We start from the raw sequence: 17654 nt of genomic DNA on the forward strand, positions 1-17654 counted from the left end.
TAAATTACGACACACGCACTTACTGGCTTTGCAAGCGCTGGGTAAATCCAATCCCCGCAAGCGGGACAAAGCGAAATTCGATTTTTATATACTGATTTGAGATTGTGTTAATGGGATTATCCACATTTGTCGTAAGGATAGGGCGCACATCAGCTGCGATTTTTAGCGCGATACCAAAACAGCGAATATCACGCGAGAGAATCACATACCAATCGCGCAAATATTCATTTTGCACATCATAGCCCATATTCCCGCTAAATTGAAAATACCCAAAATTATAACGCAAACTCGCGCGCAAAAATGATGAGTTATTCGCGTTTGCATTATACACACCACTACGCAAAACATTAGAATCTAGCTTGAAAAAGTAATTCAAATTACCCGAGATTCCAAATTTATTAAAATTAAGCGTTACAGAGGCTTCCTCAAAAGCCTTAACATAATGGGAATAAAAAAGATTTGTTGTAAGCGTTAATCCATTAAAGAGGTTTGCGCCGATTTCCTGACGCAAGGATTGATTGAGCGTTAGGGCGTGATCTTGCGTGAAAATCCTTTGATACGCGCGATAGAATAATAATTCCTTGCCAGAGTTATTATAAAAATAAGTCGAAAATTTCAAATCCATTTTTGATTGTGTCGCGCTTAAATCTGTAATATCATTTGGATTCCAATACATTGCTAAAGCGCTAGAACTCATACTTTTAGCTAATGCGCTATACGCTTCATACGCGTTAGAATCTAGTGCCTTAGAAGCATAGCGATACATTGGCGCGTTATAAATCCCCTCAAAATGGATTGAATGAAAAAAGTTTTTATACGCTTTTGCGACATCAGAATTTAGCGCGATTTCATAGTTTGCATAGGCATAATCCATTTTGTTTTCAATCTGCGCCCTTGAAGTTGGCTCTAAGATTCCTTGTATATTATTAAGCCCGATTTGACTTGCAAATAAATCAAGCTTGCCATTTACACTTGCATAATCTTTCAATAAAGTTGTCGTAACCCCAACAGGCAAGGAAATAGAGTTTTGTAGATAAGTATAGCCTTCTTGTCTTGTAATATTTTTACTCTGCACATCAAGGCTATAATAGAGATTGCGCAAAAAAAACGTATCGATATAATGGTGATATTGCGCATTTGGCAGGGTTTGAAGCGTGCTAAAATTATCCGCTTGTGATAAATCTAAAAAATATTTAAAATACACTCCCACATAATTATTTCCATTTTGCCCAAAGTAATTTATGCGCGAAGTGTTAAGGCGCGTGTTATAAACGCCATTAAGCTTTTTTAAGCGCATATATTCTAAGTCATTCATATATATCACTGAAGCATAAAAATTGTCTTTATAATTTGTAAAAAGAGGCTCTAAAACTCCACTGCGCGAGTAATCAAACTCAAAGCCTGAAATATAGCGATTGTATAGCTTATAATCTTTCACATATTCTTTGTGTTGCTCAAAATACCCAATTTGCAAGCGCGCGATACTATTTTTTTCATCTGCGATTCTAAACTCATAATTCCCGCCATTCCCGCGCTCACTGCGATACTGCGGCGTGAGTGTCAAATCCCATTGCGCGTAAGGCGCGATATAAAGTGGCTGCATATAAATAAAGCCATCGCGACTTGTGCTACCAAGCTCTGGGATTAAAAGCCCACTACGACGCTTTGTAGAAGTAGGAAAGGTAAAATAAGGGAGATAAAAAATCGGTAGCGAGCCAATATAAAGCCTAGAATTCCAAGCGCTTGCAAACTCTTTTTGAGAATTGTAAATGCCAGAAGTGGCATTTAAATGCCAAATGGGAAATTGTATATCACAGCCTGAAATCATAGCTTTTTTGAATCTATACATTTTATCTTCACTTTTGAGTTCATCAGCTGAAACCCAAATTCCATTTTCACTTTGCAAATACGCAGGGCGTAAAATCGTAAGCTTTGTTTGCATATCCATTTCCACACGCGAGGCATCGACAAAGAGGCTTTTGCCACGATAGATTCTGACATTCCCTTCTAAAGTGGCAAATTTTGTTTCCCTATCATAGGTGATTTTATCCGCATACATATACAAATCTTCGCTTAAGATAAAGGCATTGCCTTGCGCGATTGCTAGAGAGCCTTCACTCGTAACATTGTTTGCAGAGAGTTCAAAAACCTTGTTTTTATCCTCTTGCGCGTCTTCAGCGAGAATCTGCGCACATTGCAAGAAGAGCAAAAAAAAGCAGAGAACCCTAAGCATGTGCGATGCTTATAACAATGGTTTTTGCAAGCCTATCGTGCAAAGTGCGCTTGAAAGTATCATCAAAGGCAAAAATATAGGTGATATAAAACAATTTACTTCCAATAAGCTTTAAAATCGCGCGCACAAAGGAGATAAGAAAACTTGGATTATCCACATAATCAACACTCACAACGCGCACCTTAAAAAGGATTTTTCCCAAAGTCGCACCATAAAAATGTATGAAAATCACCTCATAGGAAAGATTACAGAGAATATAAAGTGGGCTAAATTGCAAAAAAAATTGCGTAGATTTTGCAATATCCCCCTGCACACTTGCAACAAAATCCCAAACCAAAAATAAAAATAAAAAACTCACTAAAAAATAATCCAGCACATACGCCAAAAAACGCGCCTTTAGACTTGCCAACTCCAAGCCCTCGCGCTCTAATAGGCTTTGTATTTTGTTCTCCATTTTTTAGCTATCCATAAAATTTGTCTTAAAGCTTTAATGCGCTTTTTGTTTAGAATCTAAATACGCCAATCCGCGCGCTGCAATATCTTTGCGAAATTGCATTCCTTCAAAATGCACACTTTTTAGAATCTCATAGGCATTTTTTTGCGCTTGTTTTAAACTCTCCCCAATGCCAACGCTCACAAGCACACGCCCACCACTTGCAAAAAGTCGCTCGCCTTCTTTTTTCACACCCGCATAGACAATATGCCCAAGGTTTTTATCAAAATCTTTTATTGTGATTGCCTGCGGTGCGCTATTTTTATAAGGATAATCTTTTGAAGCCACCACAACGCCGACGCTATGAAGATTCTCAAACTCCACTTTTTGCAAATTCTCCGCTAGCAAAATATCAAGCAAAGGCGTTTTCAAACAAGGCAAAAGCACCTCACATTCAGGGTCGCCAAAGCGCACATTAAATTCAAGCAGATATGGCTTTAACGCACCATTTTCCTCCACCACCATAATGCCACCAAAAAGCACGCCCACAAAAGGATTCCCATCTTGTGCCATACCAGAGATTGCGGGATTTATAATCTCTGTTTTAATACACTCAAAAAGCGCGCTATCACACATCGGAGTTGGCGTGTAAGCGCCCATTCCACCGGTATTTGGACCTTTATCATTATCTTTTAATCGCTTGTGGTCTTGCGCAGGATTTAAAATAACGCAATCCTTGCCATTGCTTAGCGCAAAGACAGAGAGCTCAAATCCGTCTAAATATTCCTCCACCACCACACGCGCACCAGCTGCGCCAAAAGATTCTCCACTTAGCATATTTTGCGCTTCTTTGATTGCTTCTTGTGCGCTTTGTGCGATGATGACGCCTTTGCCTGCGCACAACCCATCAGCCTTCACTACAATTGGCGGGGTGAGAGAAGCAATAAAAAATTCAATTTCTTGTATATCACTGCTTTGCAAATAGCGCGCGGTTGGGATTTTATGCCGTGAGGCAAATTCCTTCATAAATGCCTTGCTACCCTCCAGACGTGCCGCACTTTTGCTTGGACCAAAACACGCAATACCATTTTCGCGCAAAAAGTCGCTTACGCCTTTTGTCAATGGCTCTTCAGGACCAATCACAACAAGCGTGATTCCTAGATTCTTGCAATGAGCTAAAAGCTCGTTATTGTCGCTATAAGTGATATTTGTGCCAAGCAAGCTACTTGCACCATTTCCGGGCGCAAAATACAGCGCGCTCACGCGAGAATCTTTACTCAAAGCCAAACCAAGCGCGTATTCACGCCCACCACTACCGATAATGAGGATTTTTTGCATGTAAATGTCCTTAAAAGCTAGATTTCATTTATATCATCGGATTTTTAGATTCTTTAAAGTTATAAAAATATCATTGAAAGCACCCAGATAGGCGTTACTCTAAAAGTTAGCAAAGCCTAAAAAAGAAAACAAACTAAGGAGAGGAGGTTTCACTTAGGCGGCAGATTCTCACTTTTATCAAGCTCAGACGAAAATACCGAACACACAGAAACTCTACGCTGTCCCAAAAAACTTTTTTAGTAACAGACTCGCGTTATTTTATGTGAGAAAAGCGCGCTATCTAGGCGGGGGAATTATAAGCACTTTAAGCTAAAATTCACATAAAGCTTTTAACCTCGCACTGCGCCAAGCGCGGTTATTTTATACTTGTAGCTTGTGAGAGAATCTAGCCCCATAGGTCCGCGCGCGTGCAGTTTGCTCGTAGAGATTCCCACTTCCGCGCCAAAGCCAAACTCCCCACCATCGCTAAAGCGCGTTGAAGCATTTGCATACACACACGCACTTTGCACACTTTCTAAAAACTGCTCTTGCGCGCGCACATCATTTGTGATGATACTATCGCTATGCCCCGAGCCAAAAGTATTGATATGCGTAATCGCCTCGTCTATGTTTTCTACGATTTTGATATTGAGCACATTCGCGCCCCACTCTGTCTCAAAACTAGGCGCGCCATCAATGGGAATAATTTCAGCCACTTCATCTTCAGCCAAAAGCTTTGTGCCAGATTCTCGCAAAGTGTGGGCTAATTTTGGCAAAAACTCTTTTTTTATCTCTCTATCGCATAAAAGCGTCTCAATAGCGTTGCACGCGGAAGGATAGCTTGTTTTAGAATCAAGGGCAATAGAAAGCGCAAAATCAAGCGAGTAATTTTTATTGATATACAAATGACACACGCCTTTATCGTGCTTGATAATAGGAATACGCGAATGCTCACTCACAAAACGTATCAGCCCCTCACCTCCACGCGGGATAAGCAAATCGATATAACAATCTTGGGCTAAAAACTCCTTGACTTCATCGTGGGTTGCAAGCATATTAATGCACTCTAAGGGCAGATTATGCGCGCGCAGGGCGTTATGAAGGGAATCTAAAATCGCCTTATTTGATTCTAACGCCTCTTTGCCACCTTTTAGCACGCAAACATTCCCACTTTTAAAGCACAGCGCGCTTACATCGCTTGTAACATTTGGGCGCGATTCATAAATCACGCCAATCACGCCAATAGGCACGCTCACCTTTTGTATGCGTATGCCACTAGGCATTTCCCAGCCTTCCAAGATTCTATGCAACGGATCTTTAAGACTTGCAATTTGCAATAAAGAATCTGCCATCGCGCGCAGTTTAGATTCGCTAAGTTTTAGGCGATTGCGTGCAGATTCGCTTAATTTTTGTGCGTGAGGGGATTGCAAATCCCTCTTGTTTGCTTGCAAGATTTTTGCGCTATCACGCAAGAGATTCTGTGCGCAAAGTTGTAAAAATGCGTTTCTTTGTGCGATGCTAAGCGTGTTTAAAATATCTTTTGCTTTTTGTGCCTTACGCAAAATCTGCTCCATCATTTCTCCCCTAAGAATATTTATGCCATTTTTTCGCGCTCTTTAGCGAGCTCCTGCACCTCTTTGATAAAAATATCTAAAATCTCAGATTCTTTATATTTCCCTATGACTTCGCCAGCTTTAATAATCATTCCTTCTTTGTTCCCAAAAGCAATGGCAATATCTGCGTGCTTTGCCTCTCCTAGCGCATTTACCACACAGCCCATCACGCTTACTTGCAGAGGCGTTTTGATATGCGAGATTTTTTGCTCCACTTCGCGCACCGCTTTTACCAAATCCGCTTCAATGCGCCCACAAGTAGGGCAGGAAATAAGCGTAATACCCTGCTTTTGCCTTCCGCTATATTTTAGAATCATTCTTGCAAGATTGACTTCTTCCTCCAGCTCGCCGGTTATTGAGCAGCGCATCGTATCGCCAATACCCTCCATCAATAAGCCCCCAAGTGCCATAGCAGACTTCACCGCAGAATGCACAAATAGCCCCGCCTCCGTTACGCCTAGATGAAAGGGATATTCTACCTTTTCTCTAAGCCCACGATATGCCTGCATTGTGCGGATAACATCACTTGCCTTGAGTGAAACCTTGATGTTATCAAAACCAAAATCCTCTAAAAGCTTGATGTTATACATCGCGGATTCTATCATACCTTGCGGTGTCGCGCCGTATTTGCGCTCAAAGCGCTTTTCCAAACTCCCACCATTTACGCCAATGCGAATAGGAATCCCGCGCGCATTGCACGCATCAGCCACAGCCTTGATTTTATCCTTGCTACCAATATTTCCGGGATTTATGCGGATACAATCCACAGATTCCGCAGCGATGAGCGCGAAGCGGTAGCGAAAGTGGATATCCGCCACCAAGGGAAGAGGAGAAACTTTTTTTAACTCTTTGAGCGCGTTTGCGTCATTTTCATCACTCACTGCCACACGCACAATATCCGCACCCGCAAGTGCTAATCTATCGATTTGGGCTTTTGTGTCGGGAATATCACAGGTTTTGCTAAAAGTCATACTTTGGATTGAAATAGGCGCATCGCCACCAACGGCGACATTTCCAACAAAAATTTGTTTGGTTTTATAACGTTGCATAACAAAGTCCTTAGGTGTGCTTGAAGAATCCGAAAAATCGCGCGCATTGTAACATAAAAAGAATGATGAAATAGCGGAATTGTTTTTGCTACAATCACCCAAAGTAAGCTTAAAGGAAGCGCAATGCAAAGCAAACAAGAACTTGACTCTCATATTTTTAAAGAATTTTTACAATATGATTTAGCAAGCGGGAGTTTGTGGGAGATTGTGGAGATTTTTGAACGTCATAGAGCAAATTTTAGAGAGCAAGTCGCGCAGTATGAAGAGGATATTTCAAAGGCAAAAGAAGAGCTTAAAAGCCTAAGAGAGCAGATTTCACAAAGTCAAAAGGAGCTATCTCAAAAGCTCTCCAACACGCAGAGTTCAACTAATGAAACAAAAAGCCAGATTCTTAAAAATGAAGCTTTAGAAAATAACATCTTGCAATCTCCTGTAGAGAATCCAGCCTCCGCAGAGAATCCACTTTCGCCAAATGCAATGCAACAAAAAATCCTTGAGTTAGAGTTAGAAAACAAGCGCCTAAGTATCGAGCTACGCGATTTGAAGCAAGAAATACAACTAGAAAAGCGTGAAAGTGAGCTTTCTAGCGCGCACCTAGATTCTCCAAACACCACCGCCAATCTCGCACAAAAAGCCAAAAAATCTAAAAAGGTGCTTTAAATGCGACTTTTCATAAGCGCGCTAGAGCCGAGTGCAAATATCCATTTACGCCCGCTTGCATTAGAGCTAGACAAGCTTGCAGGAGCTAGAATGACGCGCATTGAGATTGTTGGGATTTTTGAAAAAAGAGCTTTTGTCGCTTGTGAGAATCTAAGCGCAAATTCTTGCTATGAAATGAGCGATTTTGCCGCGATGGGCTTTGTAGATGTGCTAAAAAAGATATTTTTTTATAAGCGCGTCAATAAGGAAATGATAGAGCTTGCTAGCACTTGTGATAAGGTGCTTTTGCTTGATAGCTCAAGTTTTCATATCCCGCTAGCAAAGGGCTTAAAAAAGCTTAGAGTGCACGGGCAGGCTATTCCGCAAATTATTTATTACATTCTTCCGCAGGTGTGGGCGTGGAAAAGCTGGCGTGCAAGAGAGCTTGAAAAAATCTTTGATAGGCTTTGCGCGATTTTGCCTTTTGAAATTGCATTTTACCCAAATGCGTTTAAAGAAGGCAGGGCGCACTATGTGGGGAATCCGCTTTTAGATGAATTGCCTTTGGAACAAATTGCGCGCGAAAATGGACGTGTGCTTTTTATGCCCGGCAGTCGCAAGGGCGAGATAAAGCGCGTTTTTCCGCTATTTGTGGAGCTTGGGAAACACTTGAATGGGAAGCAAAAGATTCTCGCATTACCAAAACATTTTGAGAATCTCACACAAGAAGAGTTGCAAAATATCTATGGAGAGGGTATTTGGGATTTTGCTTTGAGTTTTGATTCTATAAATGAGCTTAGGATTTGCGAGTTTGCCTTTATTTGCTCAGGCACAGCGACTTTGCAGGCAAGCATTCTTGGTGCGCCTTTTGTGCTAGCCTATCGTATGCGCGCGCTAGAATTTCACCTCTTGCGCTTTTTTGTGCGCTTAAAAGTGATAGGGTTAGCAAATATCCTTTTTCAAGCATTGCAAGGTGAGCGCGCTGGCAATGGAAATACGCGTCTGCACAAAGAGCTTATTCAAAAAGATTTGAATGTAAAAAGTCTCTTAGAAACTTACAAAAATTTTGATTTCAAAGACTTCGCCACACATTGCACAAAACTTAGAGAATACCTAAAATGCGGTAGTTCAAGCTGTGTGGCAGAGATTTTGCTAAGCTGATTTTTGCTACAATGCACTTAGATTCTGTAAATAAACAAAAAAAGGAGCAAAAATGAGTGAATATTTTGAAGCAAGAGGCATAAGTGAAGAAACCTATGAAAATGCAGTCCTCGCACCATATTTTGAGGAGATTCTAAAGTCTTTGAAACCACAAGCTAGAATCTTAGATTTTGGCTGTGGGTTTGGGCAAACACTCCAAGCAATAAAAAATAAAAGCCTTACAGAAAATAGCAATTGGGGGGGGGGGATACTTTAAATCCTAAAGAAAACTACTCTCTTTTTGGGATTGATATCAACAAAAGGGCGATTGATTATGTGCGCTCACTTGGGATAGAATGCGCGCTTGTTGATGATATTTTTGATTTTAAACCGCAAGAAAAATTTGACCTTATCATCACCACACATGTTTTAGAGCATTTGCCAAAAGAGCTTGTAATCCCTACTCTAAAGCATTTTAGAGAGAATCTCCTCACCAAAGACGGCAAACTTTTTGTTGCAGTGCCAAACGCGCAGTCGCATACAGGTTGCTATTGGGCGTATGAGGACTGGACTCACAACACGCTTTTTACTTCTGGAAGCTTAATATATGTGCTAAAAATGGCAGGGTTTAAGAATGTAGAGATTATAGATAAAGACGCGCTTGCTGGAAGCAAGGGGTATAAACGCTTTATACGCAAAATATTTCTTAAAATATATGCTTTGCGCATGAAATTTTGGAATAAAATCACAAACTCTAGCTTTCATGCGCCAAGCCCGCAAGTTTTTAGCTACGAGCTTAAAGCCTTAGCCGCAGGCTAAAGCACACGAATTTTGCTAAAATGCCACACCACCACATATCTAAGAAAATATAAGAAAAAGTTATAAAACTAAACTATTTTAGTTTTTTAATCTCTACTAAATGCGACTTTTTAGATTCTATTCCTTTAGATTGTATTCGCGCATACTCAACGCGTTTTGGCTGATTGGATTCCAAGATTCTGTAATGTTGTTTTAGAATCCTTAGATTCTTCGCCTAAAGGCTCAGAATGAAATATATTTTGTCATATTGAGCGCAAGCGAAATATCTTAATATCTTAGTTTTTAGAATTTAGATTCTATTCCTTTAGATTGTATCGCCTGTCCATATAATTGTATCGCCTCGCGGAAATGAATCCCGCTTCAGCTCCGCATCTATTCCTTAAAATGTATCACTTACAAGAACAAAGCCCCCTGACAAGCTCCGCTTCGCGTGCATACTCGGCGTGTTTTGATTGTTAAGATTCTGTGGATTCTGCAACGCGGTTTGGGGTATTTAGTTTCTAAGAAAAAAACATAGATTCTTCGCTACCGCTCAGAATGACAAGGGGGGTAATGACAAAAGGGAAGGCTCAGAATGACAAGGTAAGGGTTTGTCGTATCGAGTCCTTTGTCATATTGACTCACTTTAAGATTCTGACTCCCTTTAATCATACTCCCCTTTTTTATCATACTCCCCTTTTTTTTGTCATTCTGAGCATAAGCGAAGAATCTAGCAAAGAATCTTTAAGAGATTTTTCAGTCATTTCACTCCCTCAAAATGACAAAAAAGAAGCCTCGTCATTCTGACTCCTCTTGTCATTCTGAGCATAAGCGAAGAATCTAACACAAGCAAAGAATCCTTAAGAGATTTTTCAAGAGTCCAAGAGTAGTAAAAATAAGTTTGGAGTTTTACTCAAACACTAAATGTTTTTGGGTAATGTTTGAGATTCTATACTTTTATACATTATAAAGGTGCTGCTCTCTACTACTTTTTATTATTCTCTTTCAAATACAACTCTTTTATCTTGCCAGATTCTATAAATATGACTCTAGGCTTTTGGTCTTGATATTTGTGGATATGCAAGGCTTTGGTTAGGGCATTTGCCTTTGCTTTATGCGATAAAAGGGTGCTTTTGGTATCATAGCCACCTATGAGTATATGCACATAATCCCCTCGTGTGAATAGTTTGTAATCCTCGTCTTTGAGTTTCTCTAATGTGTCTAGCGGTATGGTTTTAGCATAAGTGGCAAGTATGTAGTAATACCCATTTGGAATCGACATTTCTCCCTCTCCCTCTTGCTCTTCATCTAGCCCTAGTGCGTCTGTTTCAAACTTAAAGAGTGCCTTAAGCGTAGAATCTTGTGATGCTAAGCTCTGCGTATCTTGGGACTCTGTTATAGAATATTCCTCTTTTTCTTGCTCTTGGGATTGTGCCTTTGCTTCATCTAGGGAATCTTGCGAAACTTCTAGGTCTTCTTTAGTTGTGTTGGTTTCACTCTCTTTGGATTCTGGGTTTTGCGTCTCGTGTGTATCGTCTGCTTTGTTTTTTGTAGTTAGGTTGTTTTCTGCTCTATATAATTGTGGGGTTTGCAAGGACACTCCTAGAGAATCTTTAAGCTCGTAGTCTTTTTCAAGGGAAAATATTTCATTATCGCTACTCATATAGCGCACAAGTGGTTTCATCTTTTTTTGCACATGGGTGTGTTCTGTGAGTTCTGCTATATATTCTTTGTCTGCTTGCATACTTTGGGTATCCACATAAGGACCTATGAGATATCGTTTGAGTTCTTTTCCATTGTATTCTGTGGTATGCACTACATAATCACGTTCTGCAATGCGCGCTAAAATCTCTTCTGGAACTTCATTATGATAAGCTGCTACTTGATAGTAATAGCCTTGAAGCACGGGGGGAGTTGGGTTTAGACTTGCCACATAGTAGGCTATGTTTTCTATATCTGTATCGCTAAATTTATAACGCATAAGATTTGCACTCATAGTTCCTTTTGCGCCACCTGTATCTACTGCTCCTGTGCGGTAGGAATTAAGTAGAGAAACTAGTTCTCCTTGACTTCGCTCTATTATTGGTATGCTAAAGTGCGCACCCGGAGGCAAGGTCCTCCCTTTCCTACCGTGACAAGAAGCACAAGCCTTTTGATAGAGCTTACCTCCGCTTTTGAGGGATTGGGCGATTGCGCGGTCATAGTCGTTTGTATAGCTTGTGGTGAAAAGCAAGGCAAAGAGCATAATGTTTGAGAATAAAGCAATATGCAAGATGGATTTTGCATAAATCATTGTGTTTTTTAGGCTTTTTTTTGCGGATTGTATGGTTTGTTGCGTGTGAGTGCGTTTAGATTCTAATGCTTGCATAAATCTTGTTTTCAAACCTTTCATAAACCTTACCACCATACGCTATAACGTACAGAGAGAGAACCACTTAACTGCCAAACAGAGAAAGCACCATCAAGCTGGGCAGCGATTTCAGAACGTTTGCCGAGTGAATATGAGAAACTCGCCCCTGCTAGCCCTACGAGTGCTGGGACATTAAATGATGAACTCGCCTTAAAATCTCCTATCTGCACGCTAGCACTATGCACAGAATCGATGTTATATCTCCCACCTAGGAGAATGCTATATCGTTTGTTGTTAGCAAATGCTTTAATGTAGCGCACTTTAGCATGCACATATGGGATATGAAAGCTATGGGCTGGGAAAGTTTCATTTTGCAAGACTGTGCTTTCATAGGTAAGGCTAAAGGGAGCAATATGAAGTAGTCCATAGCCAAGACCTACTTCAGGACTAAGCGCGCTATTTTTGAATACATTATAGAGGGTGGCTCCTAAGCGCATTTCTGCATCTATCCCAAAGGCAGAGATTTTATCAACAGCACTATCACCAGCTATGCTGCGATACACTTCAAAGTCTGGACGTTGGTTTTGAGCGTGAAAGATTGCTTTGAAGTAGTATTCTCGCATATCTTTTGTATAAAAGGTTTTGTAGTAGTGCAGTCCTGCTAGGACATTGCTATGCTTGATTTTTGCATTACCATCACTTCGTCCTATTGTGCCATGCCCACTCTCATACCCTGCGTAAAATCCCAAGCTTCCGTGAGATTTAAGGTTTAAAAAGCCTCCCATTAAAGCTCCAGCGATGAATTCATTACCGCTAAAGCCTCCCTCTAGCTTAGAAGTAGTGTAGCGACTAAGGGGTAGAAAGAAAGCTTGATAAGAAGAGTTTGCAGCGTGAGGGGAATAAATCATATCTGCTTCTTGGAGCATATCGATGTTATTGTATGCCAAGGGGACGAGTATATCGTTTTTGTCTTTCACTCTTTTGCCTTGTTCATCTACGCTTTTTGACATTACACTATATGTTTGACCTTTTCTGTGTTCTAGGCTTTTATGAAACATTCTCCTACTCATAGAATCTATGAGGTTGCTTATAAGCAAGTTGTTAGCGATAGCACCATTAAGCAAAATAGTAGAGAGTGTTTCTGATGGAGAACCCTTAGGCTCTAAGCCCACAGCAAAGCCATCTTGCAAATCTATGATTTTCACAGTGCTTTGTGGGGTGTAGAGATTGCGGAGGGCTTGGATACTCAAAGTCGCTTCTCCTCCTAAATTTTCAGCCTTAGTTTGTGTCTCTTTGCCATATTGGTCTGTTTTATTCACAATTTCGCCATCAAGGTTTCTAATTTCTTTTAAAGCTGTGGTGAGCGCGCCATTGTCGTTTTTCAAAAAGAGGGCTTCATAGTTGTATTTTTCTTCCCATTTGTCTGTGTCTGCGATGATTAAGATACCTGCCTCTCTATCTAATACACTGCTTCCATCAGCACCAAACCTTGTGCCTGTTTTTAGATTACCTATGGTTACATTCTTATCCATAATAATATGTCCCTTGGTGTCTGCGTCTTTGGCTTTGGTTTTGTCATTATAGTCGGAGGCAACTTGTGTGAGTTCTAGCACCCAATTTTGAAGTGTGATATTTGAGCCGTTGTTATTGCTATTGTTGATAGTGCCATTGATATGACTGCCACTATATTGGGCAAGAAGCGCTTGTGGGTTAGATATGCCTCGCGTTAAGATAAGCTCGCCTACTTGTATCGTGCCTTGATTATTGAGAGTTCCATACACGCTTATTGTTTTATCTTGTGCGTTGATAGTGGAGTTTGTGGCTATGGTGAGTGCGCCTTCTTTTACTTGGTTGCTTCCTTGTCTGCCTAGTGCGTTGATAATACTTGCACCTGTGGCAAGTGTGCCTTGTTTATGTCTATTTCTACCTATGTAGAGCTCATCATTTATGGTTATGCTTCCGCTTTGTAAATCAAGAGTATGGACATAGCCATCTTGGTTTGTTGAGTAGGTGAGTGCATTGGCTGTATTCTGTGTTAGGTTAGAGATAAATGCACCATTGCTAAGTGTGGTGAGTGTGCCTGTGTTGGTGAGAGTTGTAATGTTAGCGTTGTTGTTAAGTGTGGTGAGTGTGCCAGCATTGTTTAGGGTAGAGATAGTCCCTGTGTTGTTATTTAGTGTGGTGAGTGTGCTTCCGGCTTGATTTTCAAGAGTGGTGATATTGTTTGTGTTCTCAAGTGTCTCTAGTGTGGCGGCTGTTTGATTGTGAAGGGTATTTAGTGTGCCAGAGTTTGAGAGTGTAGTAATTTGTGCATTTGTTTTATTAGTAAGCGTGGTAAGAATGCCAGAGTTATTAAGCCTTTGAATCTGCGCGTTTGCTTCATTATCTAGTGTGATAACTCTAGCGGCATTGTTTAGGTTTGTGATTTCGCTATTGTTTGTAAGGGTTGTGAGTGTAGCGTTGTTTGTATTATTTAGATTATCAATAGTTCCAGCATTTGTAAGTGCATTTAGAAGCCCAGCATTGTTATTAAGCTCTTGAATCTGCGCGTTTGTTTGGTTGTTTAATGTGGTAAGTGTGGCATTTGCTATGTTGTTGAGTTGATTTATATTCCCAGAGTTTGTAAGGGTTGTGAGTGTAGCGTTGTTTGTATTATTAAGTGTAGCTATATTGCCCGCGTTTGTCAGAGTTGTAAGTGTGTCAAAGTTGCTAAGTGTATCTATCGTGGCATTTGCTTGGTTATTGAGTGTGGTTAATATAGCGGAGTTATTTAGGTTAGTAATTTGTGCATTTGCATTGTTTGTAAGTGTGGTAAGCGTAGAGCCTGTAGTGTTATTTAGTGTAGTAATTAAGGCGTTTGCTTGGTTATTAAGTGCGGTTAGTATGGAGTTGTCCGCATTTGAAAGTGTAGTGATAGTGCCTGTATTATTAAGTGTGGTAAGTGTGGAGTTAGAGTTATTTAGGTTAGTAATTTGTGTATTTGCTTGGTTTGTAAGAGTGGTGATTTGGGCATTTTGGTTGTTTAGGTTATTAATGCTTCCGTGAGTGGTTGTGCCTGTTTGGTTTGTGATAGCTGTGATTTGGGCATTTTGGTTATTAATAGTATCCATAGAGCCAATGTTTGTGAGAGAATCTAAAACTGTGGTAGATGCATGTGTGAAAGTGCCGATACTCCCGCCCTCTTGGTTTGTGAGTCCTCCTGTGAGCGTGCCATTATTGAGTATCGTGGCGATATTTCCACCCATTGGCATTGGTGAGTTGGTAGATTGTCCCAGTGTTTTCTAATTGTGTAATGCTGCCTTGATTGGTAGTGGTAGCCCCAGCTGTGCCTATTGTGCCAGCATTTATCAACGTGGCGATATTTCCATTTGCTTGGTTATTTAAGCTAGTTATAGAGCCTTGAGCCTCATTATCTAGTGTGGTGATAGTGCCTGTGTTATTAAGTGTGGTAAGTGTTGCGTCGGTAAGGTTAGTTAGTGTGTCTATCGTGCTTTGGTTATTAAGAGTGGTGAATGTGCCAGAGTTATTTAAGGTTGTGATGCGTCCATTTGTTTGGTTGGTGAGTGTTGTTATGGTTATGTTGCTAGCGTTGTTTAACTCATTGATACTCCCAGTATTTGTAATAGAGCTTAAGTCAAAATTATTGTGTAGGTTTTGCATTTCTCCTTGGTTAGTTATGCCATTTGTGATTGTGCCATTATTTGTTAAAGTGGCTATGCGTCCATTTGTTTGGTTGGTTAAGCTTTGAATCTGTGCGTTAGCTTCATTGATTAAAGTGGTGATTGTGCCAGCGTTATTAAGAGATTGTGTTATGTTGCCGTGATTGTTAAGGGTGGTTAGTGTGGCGTTGTTTTGATTGGTTAAGGTTGTGATGTTACCTCCAGCCTTATTTTCTAGTGTGGTGATAGTGCCTCCAGTGTTGTTGAAATTGGTGATAGTGCCTTGAGAATTGTTGATTAAGCTTTGAATCTGTGCGTTGGCTTCATTGGTTAAGGTGGTGATAGTAGAGTTTGCTTGTGTGGTTAAAGTAGTGATAGTGCCACCTTGTTGGTTGGTTAAGCTTTGAATCTGTGCGTTAGCTTCATTGATTAAAGTGGTGATTGTGCCAGCGTTATTAAGAGATTGTGTTATGTTGCCGTGATTGTTAAGGGTGGTTAGTGTGCCGTTGTTTTGATTGGTTAAGGTTGTGATGTTACCTCCAGCCTTATTTTCTAGTGTGGTGATAGTGCCTCCAGCTTGATTTTCAAGAGTGGTGATATCGCCCACATTATCTAGCAAGGCTAATGTTCCTGTGTTGTTGAAATTAGCAATACTCCCAGCTCTGTCGTTAAAAAGTTCAGGGAGATTCCCAAAGTTATTAAGAGTGTTTATTTGTGCGTTGGTGTTATTGGCGATTCTAGTGATAGTAGAGCCTGCGGTGTTGTTTAGTGTAGTAATTAAGGCGTTGGCATTGTTTGTAAGGGTGGTTAGTGTGCCGTTGTTTTGATTGGTTAAGGTTGTGATAGTGCCAGAGTTGGTTACAGAACTTAGGTTTGCGTTGTTGTTTAAGGTGGTAATGGTGGCGGTGGCATTGGTTGGTTATGACCATTTGTGATTGTGCCATTATTTGTTAAAGTGGCTATTTGTCCATTTGTTTGGTTGGTAAGGGTTGTTATAGTGCCTTCCATTAGTTAAGGTTTGAATCTCACCACCTTGTTGGTTGGTAAGGGTTGTTATTCTCCCACCTTGTTGGTTTGTGAAGCTAGTTACTACGGCGTTTATGCCTTGATTTTGATTGTCTGCTACAGTAAAAGTCCCTATGTTTCCAGAGTTTGTGCCTTGTCTAAGATTACCACCAGAGATGCTGAAAGTATTTATAGTGCCTTGATTGTTTAATGTTGCGAGTGTAGCGCTATTGTTGTTATTTAGGGTGGTTATAGTGCCTTGATTGTTTAATGTTGTTATCTCAGCACCTTGTTGGTTTGTAAGGGTTGTGATAGTGGCGTTGTTTTGGTTATTTAAGGTAGTGATAGCACCAGTGTTTGTTAAAGTGGCTATGCGCCCATTGTTTTGGTTTGTGAGGTTAGCGATAGTGCTAGAGCTGATGAGAGCAGTGATAGTGCCAGCGTTAGTTATATTTGCTGTGCTACCAGCTTGTATAGCTATTTCGTTGAAAATTCCTTGGTTGCTAATAGTGTGACTGCCATAAGAAACAGTTATACGAGCGACTTGTCCTGTAACACTATTTGTCATAGTAAGATTACCACTAGCCCCCATACTGCGCTGAGCATCTCTATCCCAAGTAGTAGAAGTTGAATTGCCCATGCCAATTTTGCCGTGGTTTTCTATGATTGAGGTAGTGTTTCTCGCTGAACCAAACACTGTGGTGCCTCTCACATTTGTGTTATTTAAAGATGCTCCTTGTTGCACTGTTAAATAGAATGCAGAGGTAGTGTCATTGTTTGTGATAAAAGAACCCCTGCTCCAGCCACTGGCATTGATATTGGCATTTATGGTGAGGTAAGTATCTGCTGTTCCTATTTGATTGGTGAAAGTTTGCCTAACATTGAAAGCTCGGTTTATATCGCATCTATTTTGAGTGCGTGTTGCTGTATCGCAATACATTGAGAGGTCGTTACTTTGGCTTAAGGCTGGGGTATAGGAAGAGAATAGGAATATAGGGAAAAAGAGATAAGGTTTAGAGCTTAGGTGCTTTGCGTGGTGAGGCTTTGTGTTTTGTGATTTTTTATTTTGTTTGTAGTGTTTGAGATTGTTTAATCGCGAAGTTGTCGTTGCTTTATCATTAGATTTTATAGAAATGTAATGAAAAGATAAGGCTTGGCTAGGTCTCGGGGGGGGGGGGGGTAATAGTTGCTTTGTGCGCTTTATCTCCTTGCTCTCTAGATTCTTTTGTAATTTCTTTTGTGTCTCTATTTGTAGCTTTTTGTCCTCGTGCGTGTCTATTTGCATTTCCATTGCCCCCATTTATATAACTTCCTATCAAAGCTTGAAATATGGATATTATCTTAAAACGATTTACTAGAATGTATAATTTCACTTAAAAATTCACGCTAGTGGCGTAAATGTAGCTTTCATATCAAAT

13 protein-coding genes and 1 pseudogene are annotated in these 17654 nt (G+C 40.4%); 4 read left to right on the forward strand and 10 right to left on the reverse strand.

The window, feature by feature from the left end:
* Positions 1 to 19 precede the first annotated feature (19 nt).
* From A3217_RS06545 to ispG, 5 genes and pseudogenes are all read right to left on the reverse strand, one after another.
* Positions 20 to 2233 (reverse strand): LPS-assembly protein LptD, encoded by a 2214-nt coding sequence (locus A3217_RS06545; protein WP_066389041.1) that lies wholly within the window; start codon positions 2231 to 2233, stop codon positions 20 to 22.
* Positions 2226 to 2687 carry an RDD family protein gene (locus A3217_RS06550; RefSeq protein WP_066389043.1) on the reverse strand — a complete coding sequence of 154 codons (462 nt, stop codon included), beginning with the start codon at positions 2685 to 2687 and terminating at the stop codon, positions 2226 to 2228. The genes A3217_RS06545 and A3217_RS06550 overlap by 8 nt, the downstream gene beginning before the upstream one ends.
* Before the next feature lie 33 nt (positions 2688 to 2720).
* Complete coding sequence (gene purD / locus A3217_RS06555) at positions 2721 to 4004, reverse strand: phosphoribosylamine--glycine ligase (protein WP_066389044.1); 1284 nt, start codon at positions 4002 to 4004, stop codon at positions 2721 to 2723.
* A gap of 329 nt (positions 4005 to 4333) precedes the next feature.
* Positions 4334 to 5557, reverse strand: coding sequence for a glutamate-5-semialdehyde dehydrogenase (locus tag A3217_RS06560; RefSeq protein ID WP_066389771.1), 1224 nt, complete (start codon positions 5555 to 5557; stop codon positions 4334 to 4336).
* A 20-nt stretch (positions 5558 to 5577) separates the two neighbouring features.
* A pseudogene (gene ispG / locus A3217_RS06565) lies at positions 5578 to 6648 on the reverse strand (flavodoxin-dependent (E)-4-hydroxy-3-methylbut-2-enyl-diphosphate synthase); the annotation flags it as partial.
* A 120-nt stretch (positions 6649 to 6768) separates the two neighbouring features.
* On the opposite strand from ispG, the gene A3217_RS06570 reads away from it, so the two are divergent.
* The 4 genes from A3217_RS06570 to A3217_RS06585 are packed head-to-tail and all read left to right on the forward strand — an operon-like array spanning position 6769 to position 9243.
* Positions 6769 to 7305: a hypothetical protein gene (locus tag A3217_RS06570; RefSeq protein WP_066389046.1), complete on the forward strand. Its 537-nt coding sequence runs from the start codon at positions 6769 to 6771 to the stop codon at positions 7303 to 7305.
* Positions 7306 to 8445, forward strand: coding sequence for a lipid-A-disaccharide synthase (lpxB, locus tag A3217_RS06575; protein ID WP_066389048.1), 1140 nt, complete (start codon positions 7306 to 7308; stop codon positions 8443 to 8445). It begins immediately after the preceding gene.
* A gap of 52 nt (positions 8446 to 8497) precedes the next feature.
* A complete protein-coding gene (locus tag A3217_RS06580; protein ID WP_066389049.1) occupies positions 8498 to 8701 on the forward strand; it encodes a hypothetical protein in 204 nt (67 codons plus the stop codon).
* Entirely contained in the window at positions 8680 to 9243 is a 564-nt protein-coding gene (locus tag A3217_RS06585; protein ID WP_066389050.1) for a class I SAM-dependent methyltransferase, read from the forward strand. The genes A3217_RS06580 and A3217_RS06585 overlap by 22 nt, the downstream gene beginning before the upstream one ends.
* A gap of 525 nt (positions 9244 to 9768) precedes the next feature.
* Here the strand turns inward: A3217_RS06585 and A3217_RS09070 are convergent.
* The 5 genes from A3217_RS09070 to A3217_RS06610 form a co-directional block, all read right to left on the reverse strand.
* The gene (locus A3217_RS09070; protein ID WP_156471875.1) at positions 9769 to 9912 is read right to left on the reverse strand and encodes a hypothetical protein; all 144 of its coding nucleotides are present in this window, start codon (positions 9910 to 9912) and stop codon (positions 9769 to 9771) included.
* A gap of 295 nt (positions 9913 to 10207) precedes the next feature.
* A complete protein-coding gene (locus A3217_RS06595; RefSeq protein WP_066389033.1) occupies positions 10208 to 11614 on the reverse strand; it encodes a c-type cytochrome in 1407 nt (468 codons plus the stop codon).
* A 5-nt stretch (positions 11615 to 11619) separates the two neighbouring features.
* A complete protein-coding gene (locus A3217_RS06600) occupies positions 11620 to 14817 on the reverse strand; it encodes a hypothetical protein (RefSeq protein WP_066389051.1) in 3198 nt (1065 codons plus the stop codon).
* Positions 14786 to 15850 carry a beta strand repeat-containing protein gene (locus A3217_RS06605; RefSeq protein ID WP_066389052.1) on the reverse strand — a complete coding sequence of 355 codons (1065 nt, stop codon included), beginning with the start codon at positions 15848 to 15850 and terminating at the stop codon, positions 14786 to 14788. The genes A3217_RS06600 and A3217_RS06605 overlap by 32 nt, the downstream gene beginning before the upstream one ends.
* A gap of 324 nt (positions 15851 to 16174) precedes the next feature.
* Positions 16175 to 17521, reverse strand: coding sequence for an autotransporter outer membrane beta-barrel domain-containing protein (locus A3217_RS06610; RefSeq protein ID WP_197456881.1), 1347 nt, complete (start codon positions 17519 to 17521; stop codon positions 16175 to 16177).
* Positions 17522 to 17654 lie beyond the last annotated feature (133 nt).

The organism is Helicobacter himalayensis, from assembly GCF_001602095.1.
In the GTDB taxonomy this organism is placed as follows: Bacteria; Campylobacterota; Campylobacteria; order Campylobacterales; family Helicobacteraceae; genus Helicobacter_F; species Helicobacter_F himalayensis.

What these genes read in the sequence shown, in the direction of transcription:
- A3217_RS06545 (WP_066389041.1), bottom strand. Translation starts at nt 2,233, where the DNA reads ATGCTTAGGGTTCTCTGCTTTTTTTTGCTCTTCTTGCAATGTGCGCAG.
- A3217_RS06550 (WP_066389043.1), bottom strand. Translation starts at nt 2,687, where the DNA reads ATGGAGAACAAAATACAAAGCCTATTAGAGCGCGAGGGCTTGGAGTTG.
- purD (WP_066389044.1), bottom strand. Translation starts at nt 4,004, where the DNA reads ATGCAAAAAATCCTCATTATCGGTAGTGGTGGGCGTGAATACGCGCTT.
- A3217_RS06560 (WP_066389771.1), bottom strand. Translation starts at nt 5,557, where the DNA reads ATGGAGCAGATTTTGCGTAAGGCACAAAAAGCAAAAGATATTTTAAAC.
- A3217_RS06570 (WP_066389046.1), top strand. Translation starts at nt 6,769, where the DNA reads ATGCAAAGCAAACAAGAACTTGACTCTCATATTTTTAAAGAATTTTTA.
- lpxB (WP_066389048.1), top strand. Translation starts at nt 7,306, where the DNA reads ATGCGACTTTTCATAAGCGCGCTAGAGCCGAGTGCAAATATCCATTTA.
- A3217_RS06580 (WP_066389049.1), top strand. Translation starts at nt 8,498, where the DNA reads ATGAGTGAATATTTTGAAGCAAGAGGCATAAGTGAAGAAACCTATGAA.
- A3217_RS09070 (WP_156471875.1), bottom strand. Translation starts at nt 9,912, where the DNA reads ATGATAAAAAAGGGGAGTATGATTAAAGGGAGTCAGAATCTTAAAGTG.
- A3217_RS06595 (WP_066389033.1), bottom strand. Translation starts at nt 11,614, where the DNA reads ATGAAAGGTTTGAAAACAAGATTTATGCAAGCATTAGAATCTAAACGC.
- A3217_RS06600 (WP_066389051.1), bottom strand. Translation starts at nt 14,817, where the DNA reads ATGGGTGGAAATATCGCCACGATACTCAATAATGGCACGCTCACAGGA.
- A3217_RS06610 (WP_197456881.1), bottom strand. Translation starts at nt 17,521, where the DNA reads ATGCAAATAGACACGCACGAGGACAAAAAGCTACAAATAGAGACACAA.